At 54.4% G+C, this 12,231-nt stretch carries 12 protein-coding genes; 5 read left to right on the top strand and 7 right to left on the bottom strand.

From position 1 onward, the window contains the following. Nucleotide 1 precedes the first annotated feature (1 nt). Complete coding sequence (nagB, locus tag KP806_RS09760; protein WP_224723392.1) at nt 2-727, bottom strand: glucosamine-6-phosphate deaminase; 726 nt, start codon at nt 725-727, stop codon at nt 2-4. Nucleotides 728-1,013: 286 nt separating this feature from the next. Between nagB and fni the strand changes: the two genes are divergently transcribed. Continuing rightward, a complete protein-coding gene (fni, locus tag KP806_RS09755) occupies nt 1,014-2,072 on the top strand; it encodes a type 2 isopentenyl-diphosphate Delta-isomerase (protein ID WP_224723391.1) in 1,059 nt (352 codons plus the stop codon). A 10-nt stretch (nt 2,073-2,082) separates the two neighbouring features. Here the strand turns inward: fni and KP806_RS09750 are convergent, their stop codons facing one another. Genes KP806_RS09750 through KP806_RS09735 form a run of 4 tightly spaced genes read right to left on the bottom strand, consistent with a single transcriptional unit; the run spans nt 2,083 to nt 5,595 of the window. Beyond that, nucleotides 2,083-2,355, bottom strand: coding sequence for a Ger(x)C family spore germination C-terminal domain-containing protein (locus KP806_RS09750; RefSeq protein ID WP_224723390.1), 273 nt, complete (start codon nt 2,353-2,355; stop codon nt 2,083-2,085). After that, nucleotides 2,283-3,170, bottom strand: a complete 888-nt coding sequence (locus KP806_RS09745) for a Ger(x)C family spore germination protein (protein ID WP_224723389.1) — start codon at nt 3,168-3,170, stop codon at nt 2,283-2,285. Before KP806_RS09745 ends, KP806_RS09750 begins: the two co-directional genes overlap by 73 nt. Next, on the bottom strand, nt 3,167-4,267 hold the full coding sequence (locus tag KP806_RS09740; protein WP_224723388.1) for a GerAB/ArcD/ProY family transporter: 1,101 nt from the start codon (nt 4,265-4,267) through the stop codon (nt 3,167-3,169). The genes KP806_RS09745 and KP806_RS09740 overlap by 4 nt, the downstream gene beginning before the upstream one ends. Continuing rightward, nucleotides 4,264-5,595 carry a spore germination protein gene (locus tag KP806_RS09735; RefSeq protein WP_224723387.1) on the bottom strand — a complete coding sequence of 444 codons (1,332 nt, stop codon included), beginning with the start codon at nt 5,593-5,595 and terminating at the stop codon, nt 4,264-4,266. The genes KP806_RS09740 and KP806_RS09735 overlap by 4 nt, the downstream gene beginning before the upstream one ends. Before the next feature lie 189 nt (nt 5,596-5,784). Here KP806_RS09735 and KP806_RS09730 point away from each other — a divergent pair, with 189 nt between their 5' ends. The 4 genes from KP806_RS09730 (at nt 5,785) to KP806_RS09715 (ending at nt 10,837) form a co-directional block, all read left to right on the top strand. Then, a complete protein-coding gene (locus KP806_RS09730; protein WP_224723386.1) occupies nt 5,785-6,531 on the top strand; it encodes a class I SAM-dependent methyltransferase in 747 nt (248 codons plus the stop codon). A 1-nt stretch (nt 6,532) separates the two neighbouring features. Next, on the top strand, nt 6,533-7,564 hold the full coding sequence (locus tag KP806_RS09725) for an MBL fold metallo-hydrolase (RefSeq protein ID WP_224723385.1): 1,032 nt from the start codon (nt 6,533-6,535) through the stop codon (nt 7,562-7,564). 477 nt (nt 7,565-8,041) lie between these two features. Continuing rightward, nucleotides 8,042-9,013 (top strand): class II fructose-bisphosphatase, encoded by a 972-nt coding sequence (glpX, locus tag KP806_RS09720; RefSeq protein ID WP_224723384.1) that lies wholly within the window; start codon nt 8,042-8,044, stop codon nt 9,011-9,013. A 105-nt stretch (nt 9,014-9,118) separates the two neighbouring features. Beyond that, nucleotides 9,119-10,837 (top strand): ATP-binding protein, encoded by a 1,719-nt coding sequence (locus KP806_RS09715; RefSeq protein WP_224723383.1) that lies wholly within the window; start codon nt 9,119-9,121, stop codon nt 10,835-10,837. A 129-nt stretch (nt 10,838-10,966) separates the two neighbouring features. On the opposite strand, the gene KP806_RS09710 is transcribed toward KP806_RS09715, so the two are convergent. Together KP806_RS09710 and KP806_RS09705 are read right to left on the bottom strand one after the other, a co-directional pair. Continuing rightward, nucleotides 10,967-11,647 carry a TIGR00266 family protein gene (locus tag KP806_RS09710; protein ID WP_224723382.1) on the bottom strand — a complete coding sequence of 227 codons (681 nt, stop codon included), beginning with the start codon at nt 11,645-11,647 and terminating at the stop codon, nt 10,967-10,969. Between the two features lie 20 nt (nt 11,648-11,667). Then, nucleotides 11,668-12,207, bottom strand: a complete 540-nt coding sequence (locus tag KP806_RS09705) for a phosphatidylglycerophosphatase A family protein (RefSeq protein WP_224723381.1) — start codon at nt 12,205-12,207, stop codon at nt 11,668-11,670. Nucleotides 12,208-12,231 lie beyond the last annotated feature (24 nt).

Genomic DNA, 12,231 nt, shown 5'->3' with positions numbered 1-12,231 from the left:
ATTAATCCAACATCCTTCCCGCCTCGCGATCCAGCAGAACGACTACATTCGCGTGCGTCTGCAGCAGAGATGCAGGCACTTCGGTTGTAATCGGGCCGGTCAGCGCATCCTTTACAATTTTGGCCTTGTCGGCGCCTCTAACCGCCAGCACCACCGTTTTCGCTTTTAAAATGGAGCCTACCCCCATCGTCACCGCATAGCGCGGAACCTCCTCCAGAGACGCGAAGAAGCGGGCATTGGCTTCGCGAGTTTCCTTCGACAGCTTCACGGCATGCGTGCCCCCGGATAAATGGACATCCGGCTCGTTAAAGCCGATATGGCCGTTGTGCCCGAGGCCGAGCAGCTGCATATCGACAGGCTGGGCCTGAAGCTGCTCCTCGTATCTGGCGCATTCCGCATCGATATTCTCGGCCATGCCATCGGGCAAATGCGTGTTCCCGGCAGGGATATCGATATGGGAGAACAGGTTTTTTTGCATATAATACGCGTAGCTTTGCTCGTTATCCGGACTTACTCCGACATACTCGTCAAGATTGAAGGTCGTGACAGCTTGAAAGCTCACGTCTTGCTGCCGATGCAGCTCTATTATTTTGTCATAAATCCCTATCGGTGTCGATCCCGTTGCGAGTCCGAGCACTGCTTCCGGCTTTTCGTTAACGAGACGGACAAAAAGCTCCGCCGCATAAGTATCCAGGTCCTGCTGATGATCAAAAATTTTAATGTCCATCTTCCGGCCTCCTCATTGATTCTTTAGGTACAGTTTAAATCATTTCTGTATATTTAACAATAATTTTGATTGTTAAGATCAAATAAATGATTGAAAAGATCAATATAAATAAAAGTACAATCAAGATACTTGCCGCGAATTGGAATGGAACGCCGGCCGCGCAGGTTATCCTTTTGGGATGCCGGGAGCATCAATCCGCATTTTGTGCTATTCTTGTAAATAGACGTTACAAGGCGCGATGAAGCGCCATTACGATAAAGAGCGTTCACGCACGGGAGGAGTACGCATGACAATAGAACAGCGGGACGCTACTGCGAAACGCAAAGGAGAGCACATCCGGATCTGCCTGCAGGAGCAGGTAGGCGGCGTAGGCATCGAAACCGGCTTGGAGCGATACCGGTTTAAGCATAACGCGCTCCCGGAGCTTTCCTTCCAGGAAATCAGGCTGGATACCGAATGGCTGGGCAAAAGAATGGGCGCTCCGCTGCTCGTCAGCTCGATGACCGGAGGCACGGACGAGGCGGGAGCGATCAACCGCCGTTTGGCGGCGGCGGCCGAGGAGCGCGGGTGGGCGATCGGGCTTGGCTCGATGCGCGCCGCGATTGAAAACGAGCAGCTGGCGGCATCGTTTGCTGTGCGAAAGGACGCGCCGACTGTACCGGTCATCGCAAACCTGGGCGCCGTTCAGCTGAATTACGGCTTCGGGGCGGATTTGTGCCGCAGAGCCGTCCATATCGCCGAGGCGGATGCGCTCGTGCTTCATATGAACAGCATGCAGGAAATTTTCCAGCCGGAAGGCGATACCGATTTCCGCGGGCTGCTGGCAGCGATCGGTAAGGTGTGCCGTGCGCTTGAGGTGCCGGTTGGCGTGAAGGAGGTCGGCTGGGGCATCGATGCCGATACCGCAGCCGCGCTGCATGAGGCCGGAGTAGCGTTCATCGATGCAGCGGGTGCGGGAGGCACCTCCTGGAGCCAGGTGGAGAAATTCCGTACCGGGGACCAGCTCCGTAAGCAGGCGGCCGAAGCCTTCGCCGATTGGGGAATACCGACGGCGGAAAGCGTGCTCGAAATCAGGCAGCGGCTCCCCGAGGCGACGATTATTGCAAGCGGCGGGCTGAGGAGCGGCGTCGATGCCGCCAAAGCGATTGCGCTCGGCGCCGATCTGGCCGGCTTCGGGCGTGTGCTGCTGCCGCAGGCGGCCGGGGGGAGCAGCCAGCTTTCACAGGAGCTGCTCCTGCAGCAGTTCGAACGGATTGAATACGAATTGAAAGCGGCAATGTTCGGCATCGGAGCGGGCACGATCGGCGAGCTTCGCGGGACACGAAGGCTCATCCCTAAGGGATGAGCCTGTTTTTTTATTTTATGAGCCCCGTGCCTTCGATTTTAATGTCGGCCTTTACAATGAACTTGATGTCGCGATAAATCGACTGCCACTCCTTCCAGGCGCCGCTCCCCGGATGGGTCGCGCGGTAACGGAGGCCGAAGCCCAGCGGATCGACGCCGGCCTTCCGGATTTTGCGCAGCAGCGCTTCCGCCGATTTGGAATAGGACTCGCTCAGCTGCTTCTCGACGTTCGTCCACTCCTGCTCGAACAGGCCATGCGGCGCTTCCTCGAACACAACTCCCATTTTGACCTTTCGAGGCATTCGTCGCCTTCAAGCTTGACAAAGCGGTATCGGGAATGGATTTCCGTAATCGAGACGACGAGCGGCATGCCTTCAAAATTGCCGTGCATCGAGGATTTGACGAAATCCGATGCGATTTGATTAAAAAGCTGCGACTCCGAAGGCGACAGAATAAGCTTTACCTTCTTTTTGTTCAGCAAGGCGGTACGGTTCATGATAAAGCTGTCCTTTTTGTCCTTCATGACGACGGGCAGGATCGGGTCCAGCCCTTCTTCGCCGGCTCTCCTGGAGAAGTCGGACAACGATTCCACGTAGGTGTAAGACGATTCCGTCCCGTCGGAGCCGAAGCTGAGGAAGAGGGTGTTGCCCGGGTACCGCTCAGAAACCGGCTTAATCTTAAGCAGGCTTTCCGCATCCGGCCTGCCGATCGCAATATCGGCCACGCTTTGGATATCCCTTCTGCGCGACATAAACTGAAGCACGTCCTCGTAGCCGCTGCGGGCAAGCTTCTCGCCAAGCAGGAATACTTTGCAGTGCCCGAAGTCCAGCTCCTTGTCCACATACGCCTTCAGCATCCGTACTCCTTCGGAAATGCTTTCGGCGTCGATCGTCTCGATCTGATGCATGGAAGCGCCGGGTTCGATTTTCGGAGAAGGGACGGCCAGCTGCAGGGTGATGCGGTAAGGCTTTTTTTCATTGTCGGTCAGGTCGATCCCCAAAGCGACGACAAAAAAACGTTTGTCGATGTCTTTGAAGCCGCAGCCCCCGAGCAAGGCGACAAGGAGCAGCAGCAGCGTCATTCGAGGCAGCCGATTCATACGGCACGGGACCTCCTTCGGCTTAAAATAAAAATTCCGATGACACTGAAAAATTCGATGAACATCCGCAGGACGAGCCAATAGGATGTGATCTGCATGTTGAGCTTTTCGTTCGTGAGCAGCTGGAATATCATCGTCAGCAGCGCGAAGCAGGAAACGATCACATAGTTCGAGACCGGCGTTTCGGGACTGTCGATTTCCGCTTTTTCTCCGGGAAGGCAGCTCTTAATGAATTCCATCGCCTGATGACAGCCGGACATCGTATAGACGAGAGTCAGATTCAAAAATACGATCAGGAACAGGAACAGCACCCGTTCGATGAAGCCGTATTGCATGAGCAGGGAATCCGCCGTCACGCTCCAAATGTAAATATACCGGTTCACCGTTTCCGTTCCGTGAAATCCGATCGGCACAAAAAACGTAACCAGCAATATGGCGAGGCCGAAGGTCGGGTAGACCCATCGGAACTTAAAGCGGAAGTTCGGCGGGAAAAGCCTGTTAAACAACGACAGATTGATATATCCGGTAAAGACGAACGAAGCGGCAGCCAAAGCGGTAATCGACGGCATCGCGGTTATGTAATTGGCGACGACCCGGATCGCATCCCAATTCAATTGGGGGCTTCGCACCGCCTTGAACAAGATGAACATAATGATCGGAGCGTTAATGATAACGCCGATCTCAATGACGAACATGACGGTCAAGGTCGAGCGGGTGGCCGCATAACCGCAGGCCAGAACGAGCGTAAGCAGGATGACCGTCGTGTTGACGTCCGGATTGAAAAAACGGTTGATCAGTATCGCGTAAGCGACGACGACAACCGTAGTGGCAAACCACCACATGATCGCGAAAAACAGCGTCAATACCGTTGCAGGCCATCCGGGGAAGTGAATTTTTAAAATTTCGGGCAGCCCTTTGCCGGGATAACGAGCCAAAGCGCTTGTATACAAATACAAAAGGACCGTGCCGATCACCGAGCCTGCCGCAATGGACGAGACGGCGCCCGTGTACCGGTATTGGATCAGAATATGCGGCACGTACAGCATCAGATTGATGAAGCTTACAAGGATGAAGTTGTAGAAGACGTAACGGTTCATTTCAGCTTCACCTGCCCGACATCCCCCTCAAGGTGCCGCAGCTTGCCGAAGAAACGGAAATAAGGCTTGCCGAAGCTGCGCAGATTGCATAGATACGTAATGTAAATAAACATGCCGATGGCTACACCCGATATTCCGAAGAAGATGGAGATCAGAATGAGCGGATATTTCAAAAACCGGACGGCAAACGACAATGAATTGACGGGAATGACGAAATTCGAGATCGCCACGACCGAGGTCACGATAATCATAATGCTGCTGACGAGCCCAGCCTGCTGGGCGGCCTGCCCAAGGATGAGGCCTCCGACCGTCGTAGCCGTGGAGCCGATGTAACGAGGCAGCCGGATACTGGCCTCAACAAGCGTCTCGATCATAAACAGCATGATGAATACTTCCACGAAGGAAGGGTACGGAACGGCAGAGCGGCTTCCCGCGATCGAGAAGGCCAGCTGCACCCGGAACAGCTCCGGATTGTACGAGACGACGGAAATATAAAAGGCCGGAAGCGTTATCGTCAGCAAAATGGAAGCGTATCTGAGAAAAACAAGAAATCTCGTCATCCAATAGGAATCATAGCTGTCCTCTACGGCTTGCATGAAATCGAAGAAGGTGGCAGGCAAAATAATGGCGAACATATTTCCTTTTATAAGGACGATGATTTTCCCGCGGGCTATGGCGCGCGTAATGCGGTCCGGCCGCTCGGTAATCAGCGCGGTCGGGAACAAATGCTTCCGCTTGCCGACCAGCAGCTTCTCCAGCTCGCCGGCCGCATGCACCATTTCGACGTTGATCGTCGTCAGCTTCTTGCGGACGTTGTCCAGCACGGTCGGGTCGACGCGGCGCTGATCGTACACCGTCATAATGGGCGTCTTGGACAAGGAGCCGATCGTATGCTCCTCTACGGACAAGTCGGGCGAGGGATACATGCTGCGGACGAGGTTCAGCGATATCCGGATATCCTCGCTCAGCGCCAGCTGCGGCCCTTGAATTGCGCTCTCGACCTGCGTCTGGGGATTCTCGACGCTGATGACGCGCGCCGCGTCGAAGGAATAAATATGATCCGCAGCCTTAATCAGAATATGCCCTCTCAAGAGCAGCTCCTGCCAGTAGGCCGGATCTTCCACGAGCCGATAATCCGGGTTGATGCCAAGCTGCTTGCGGAACGAGTACTCCTCCTTCGTAAACGGGACGATAATAAAGTCGTTCACTTTTTTCTCTTCGCATAGAGGGGCGATATACGCGATTTCGATTGTCATCTCGCTGTTCGCCAGCGTTTCCATTTTCAAATCGACAGCTTCGGCAAACAGCAGGCGAATCCGTTCCAGCAAGCTGCATCCCCCTTTCTTCTCGTCGTTAATCCCTCTCCCTTATGTTTGGAAGATTTTCCATAGTTTGCACGTAAAACCATAAAGTATGCCGGGTGAATTCCGTTTTGCGAGCATCGGTTAATTCAAGTACAATAAAGGGATCATGTCGTCATACATATGAATGCTTTATAGATGAAGGAGAACACCTGGATGAAAGCGTGGTACGAACAGAGCTTCGGCAATGATTATATGCTGGTGTACAAACATAGGAACTGGCAGGAGGCGAACAACGAAGCGCGCCGAATGATCGAGTGGCTGCAGCTGCCGCAGCGGGCGAGAGTGCTGGATATCGGCTGCGGCATGGGCAGGCATGCGCTTGCCTTGGCAAGCTTTGGCTACGATGTGACCGGCATCGATTTGTCAGGGATATTGCTGGAGGAGGCCAGAAGGCACGACGTTCACGGCAAAGTGAAATTCGTGGAAGGAGATATGCGGGAGCTGCCGTTTCCGGGCGGAAGCTTTGACGCTACGGTCAATTTGTTCACCTCCTTCGGTTACTTCTCCCCGGAGGAGGATAACGTTAAAGTGCTGAAGCGGATACGGGCCGTGCTGCGCGAAGGAGGCTCGTTCCTCATCGATTTCCTGAATCCCGGTTACGTTGAGCGGAGTCTGGTGCCGTCGTCCGAGCGGACGGATCCGGAAACCGGACTGCGGATCGAAGAGAAGCGGTCCATTGTGGACGGATGGGTTCAGAAAGAAATTACGATTTCGCATCCCGAGGGACTGGAGCGTACCCGGGCTTATTTGGAGCGAGTCAGGCTGTTCGGGCTGGAATGGTTCAAACGGCATCTGGAGGATTGCGGACTCGTACTGGAGCAGCTTTACGGGAATTATGACGGCTCTGCGTACGACGAGGCCGCATCGCCGCGGATGATCATGGCAGGGAAGGCGGTATAAGATGAAGAACCTGAAACGGGGGCAGAGCCGGGCGGAGCTGAGAGCGGAGGAAGCGGACCGGCTGGAGCACGGATGGATGCGAATCAAGGTGCCGCTGCCGTTCTCGCTCAGATGGGTGAACAGCTACCTCATTCCTGAAGAGAAAGGGTACACCGTCATCGACCCGGGGCTGCGGACGGACGAAGCGGTCCGGACGTGGGAAGCCGTTCTCGAGCGAGAGGGCATCGCTTGGAAGGATATTTCTCGCATCATCCTGACGCATCAGCATCCGGACCATTACGGCTTGTCCGGTTACTTGCAGAAGCTCAGCGGAGCGCCGGTCTATATGACAAGGGAGTCGCATGCCTATACTCAGCGGTTATGGAAGGACGGGGACGCCTTTGCCCGTGAGCTCATGTCGCTCTATTCGAGTCATGGCATGCCCGGTTACCTGATAGAGGCCGTAGGGGAGCATCTCGGCAGCTTTGTGGCCAAAGTATCGCCGCAGCCGGAAGTAAGCTATATCGCGCCGGGGGATACGATGGCGATCGGCGGCGTGCTGTGGCAGCTGATCGATGCTCCCGGTCATGCGTCCGGCCAGCTGTGCTTCTACAGCCGGGAACGGCGGTGGATGCTGTGCGGCGACCAGGTGCTGCCGCGCATTACGCCGAACGTGAGCATCGTTCCGGGCGAGGAGGAGGACCCGCTCGCTTCGTTTCTTGCGAGCCTTGAGCACCTGAGAGGCTACGACGTTCACCTTGCCTTGCCGGGTCATCGCGATCCGTTTCCCGATTTTGCCGGGCGGATTGACGAGCTTCGCCAGCATCACGCCCGCAGGCTTGAGCGCATGCGCGAGCTGATCGAAGAAAAGCCGCGCACGGCTTTCGGAATGTGCGAAGCTCTATTCGGGGAAAGCCTGCGCGGCAATGCCCATAATCTCCGGTTCGCGATGTCGGAAACGCTGGCGCATCTCGTCTACTTGGAGCGCCGCGGGCTTCTGCGCCGAAAGGACGAAGGCGGCGTCATCGTTTATTGCACGACCGGTAGAACCTAAAAGGAATCAAAAGGCCCGTCGGATGGATTCCATCCGACGGGCCTTTTGATTCCTTCGGATGATAATGATGACAGTCAGGCCCCGTTGATCATGTCTCAGCCCGATCCTTCGAGCATAACTGTAAAACCTCCAGTTAATATGAGATGCATGATGGAACCGCGCATAATAACTGGATTTTCTACAGCTAACTTTGGACTTTTTGGTGAATCCCTCGTTTCCGGCAAATTTAAATACACGAAATCCACCTATATAGCCAGAATGACCGGAAACGGAGGAATTAGATACATCCAATCCATTTATTATATGCCTGTACCGCTTTCTCAGTCGTTATAAGACCACGATTATGAGTATTTAATGAAATTTACGCAATATTTATTGCGTCATAATTATATTTATGATACATATTAAATAAAGGAATACGGCGGCATATCGCTTTGTACATATTCCGTCACAATCGATCATAAGGGAGATAGAATCATGGAGAGAGAACTGGCACTGGAACTCGTACGTGTAACGGAATTGGCGGCACTTGCATCCGCACCTTGGATGGGAAGAGGCGATAAGAACAGCGCGGACGGGGCGGCGACCTCGGCGATGAGGGCGATGTTCGATTCGGTGTCGATCCGCGGTATTGTCGTCATCGGCGAAGGCGAGATGGACGAAGCGCCTATGCTTTATATCGGAGAGGAAGTAGGCAGCCTGAACGGGCCTGAGGTGGACGTTGCGGTCGACCCGCTCGAAGGGACGGAGATCGTAGCCAAAGGCTTGAACAACGCTATGTCTGTTATTGCCGTAGCGGGCAAGGGACAGCTGCTGCATGCTCCGGACATGTACATGGAGAAGCTTGCTTGCGGACCGGCGCTGGCAGGAAAGCTCAGCATTACCGATCCGATCGACGTGACGCTCCGCAAAGCGGCGGATGCATTAAATAAGAAGGTTTCGGATTTGACCGTCATGATTCTTGACCGCACGAGGCATGAAACGACCATCAAGGTGCTCCGCAAAGTCGGCGTCCGCATCAAGTTTCTGTCGGACGGTGACGTAGCAGGGGCTATGGCTCCCGCATTTCCAGAGGCGGGCATCGATTTGTACGTCGGCTCGGGCGGGGCGCCGGAGGGCGTGCTTGCGGCAGCGGCGTTGAAATGTCTGGGCGGGGAGCTGCAGGCCCGCTTAATGCCGGCGGACGGCAATGAATACAAACGCTGCGTTCAAATGGGAATCGAGGATCCTTACCGCGTGCTGACGATGGAGGACATGATCGGCGACGGTGACGTATATTTTGCGGCCACCGGCGTTACGCCGGGCGAATTTCTCGGCGGGGTACAATATTTCCCGGACGAGCGTGCCGAGACGCATTCCATCGTCATGCGGGCCAAAACCAAAACGATCCGTTTCGTCAGGTCCCTTCATTACTTGCCGAACAAGCCCTTTTTAAACGGCCATTCCTGATGCCTTCGCAGCGCGCGGCGCGGAATAGTATTGCCCGGCGCTTGCGTTGTCTGATACGATGCGTATATCGGTAAATTATACGCAGGCAGAATGGATGGAATGGGAATGGATCATTACAAAAATTTATTCGAGCTCTCCTTTGACATGATGGTGATTCTGGACCGCTGCGGCAACGTGATCGATAGCAACAGTGCATTCAAGAAAGTGCTGGATCCGGAGAAAAATTACGTGCTCGTCGATGATTTTCTCGATAACGTGCATCCCGGGGATGCCGAGTATGTCCGGAGGATGACGGATTTGATTCTCGGCGGCGAACAGGCCACCGATTACAAATTCCGTTACCGCATGCCGGACGGGAAATATGCCTGGACGCAGTGGAACGCGACGAAGAGCAAAGACTCGCAATATTTTTATTTTGTCGGACGCGACGTTACCGAGCATCAGGAGTTTGAGGCGAATCTGATCAAGCAGGAAACCTGGTACCGCAACTGTCTGGACCAATTGATCGACTGCTTCGGCTATTATTCCGCAATCAGGGACGACGACGGGAATATCGTTGATTTCAGAATCGAATACGTCAACGAAGCCTCCTGCCGGACCAATCATTATACGAAGGAGCAGGCGGTCGGAAGCAGGCTGTCCGAGCTGTTTCCCGGCTCGGTGGACGAGCTGTTCCCGATTTTCCGCCACGTGACGGAGACGGGGGAAACCGTTCTCAAACGTTCTTATATCTATAACGATATTTCCATGTCCGGCGTTTACGACATTCAATATTATAAGATGGGCGACGGCTTCGCGAACAGCTGGCATAATGTGACGGAGCAGGCGAAAACCCAGGAGCATTTGCAGGAATCGAATATGAGGTTCGCGAGTGCTTTTTACACGAATGCGACGATGAACTTCATCGTCGACATGAGCGACGGGACCGTTACCGATACGAACGATAAGTTTCAGTGCACTGTCAGCAGCGAACACCAGGCGAAGCTGGGGCAGGATATTTTGAAGGTCGTACGGATGAAGAGGGTGCTCAAAAACCACGAGCTGAGCTTCTTGAAGACAAACGGCGAGCTTGGGAGCGGCATGTTTTCCGGCGAACCGGTCCGCATGGGCGATAAGGAGTATTTTTTGGGGTTTGCGACCGACGTCACAGACCTCAGAAAAGCCGAGAAAAATTTAGTTCTGCTGGACAAATACAATCTGCTCAGCTCGATGGCCGCCAGCATTGCGCACGAGGTGCGCAACCCGATGACGACGATCAAAGGTTTTCTGCAATTAATGGGCAAAAACCAGTCGTTCCAGACCCGGCAGGAAATCGTTTCCCTGATGATCAGCGAGCTCGACCGCGCCAACGGCATTATTTCCGAATATTTGTCGCTTGCGAGCACGCGCTTCGTCAGCAAGGAATATTTGCAGCTTAACCAGATTATCGAGCAGCTGCTGCCTCTGCTGGAGGCCGACGCCGCCGTATACGGGATTGAGGTTGCCGTCGATCTTCAGGCGGATAAGCCGATATTCGTAGACCAGAAAGAGATCCGCCAGCTGCTCCTGAACCTGACGCGCAATGCCATTCAAGCGATGAATAAAGGGGGCGTGCTTACGATTCGGACGAGCAAGGTAGACGGCTTCGTCAACCTTGAGGTGATCGACCAGGGACACGGGATTCCAAAGGAAGCACATGATCTGGTTTTCACCCCTTTCTATACGACGAAGGACAACGGAACGGGATTGGGTCTGGCCGTATGCCGCAGCATAGCGGATCATCACGGAGCGACGATCCATTTCGATTCCGATGCGTCGGGGACAAGGGTGCGCGTGGAGTTTTAAGGAAAGGCATCAAATGAGAAGAGGGCTGTTCACAGGCGAAACCGCCGATGTGAACAGCCCTTTGTACTTAACAATTTTATAAGTATGAGTTCATTAATAACTTATAGCGCAGCGAGCTTTTACAGCCGGTCAGCTTCTGCCCGGGATAAACTTTTTGAGCCAATTGCCGAAGCTGGCCGGATTGCGCGACTGGACGAGCACAACCCCTTCGCCGCGGAATTTGCACACCAGGCCTTCACCGCTGGTGAAGCTGGAGAGCCAGCCCTTCGACGCTTTATCGATGCTGTACTGCATGTAGCCCGGCCATGCGACAAGATGCCCGTTGTCGATCGTGACCTCTTCGCCCGGCGCCAGATTTATCGCGTGGATCGCGCCGTACGAGGAGAGGAACACGGTGCCCCGGCCGCTGATTTCGACGATGAAGAAGCCTTCCCCCGACAAAAGCCCGCGTCCGAGATTTTGCATTTTGGTATTTACCTCTATCCCGCTGGTGCCTGCCAAAAAACCGTCCTTCTGAACGTACAGCTTATACGAACCGTCGAGCTCGATCGCCTCGATATCGCCGAGGGAAGGGGGAGCAAGGAGAATTTCCCCTTGCCCCCGCACGGCCGTCATTTCCTGGAAAAAGAACGTTTCCCCGCTGAGCATCCGTCCAAGACCGCGCATGATGCCGCCGTCCACCGTGCCCTTCAGGTCGATGCTGGGCGACATGGATACCATGGCGCCCATTTCCCCTTTCACGCTTTCGCCTTGATTCAGCTTAACCTTCAGCATAGCGAATGCGCCTTTGTAAAAAATTTCGTAATTCATCCGAAACCTCCTGCTATTCGTTAATCAAGCGGCGGCTGGGTAACGCCTTCGCGCTCCGCCTGCCTGCGATGGGCGATGCGGCTTGCCGCCGATGCGGCGATCGCGCCGACGATATCGTCGAGGAACGTATGGATTTCTCCGTCCGTCTTGCTGTTGAGCTTAACCAGAATGCCCGGCTTCAGCTTGTCGACGTAACCGAAATTCGTAAATCCGATGCTGCCGTACACGTTCACGATCGAAAGCGCCAAAATTTCGTCGCAGCCGTACAGCCCTTCGTCATGCTTGATCATATCCTGAAGGGGCTGCAGCAGCTTGCCCTCCTCGGCCAGAATATCGAGCTGGATGCCGGTGAGCACCGCATTTTGCACCTCGCGCTTCGATAGAACGGCCTCCACATGCACGATGCAATCTTCGGGAGTCAGATCGGGGAAATAGTCTTTTTGCAAAAAATGAACAAGCTCGGCGATAGCCAACTTCGTTACGCCGCGTTTCATGAGCCATTCGTCTGTCGCTTCCGCCACTTTGCGGCTGTTCAGGCTGTAAACTTCTGGATCGGTCATGGAATGTACCCCCTTGCGATTTTG

It is taken from the genome of Paenibacillus vietnamensis (genome assembly GCF_020169515.1).
Classification (GTDB): domain Bacteria; phylum Bacillota; class Bacilli; order Paenibacillales; family Paenibacillaceae; genus Pristimantibacillus; species Pristimantibacillus vietnamensis.
The sequence above is the reverse complement of the archived record's forward strand: the minus strand, read 5'-3'. Positions and strand labels throughout refer to the sequence as shown.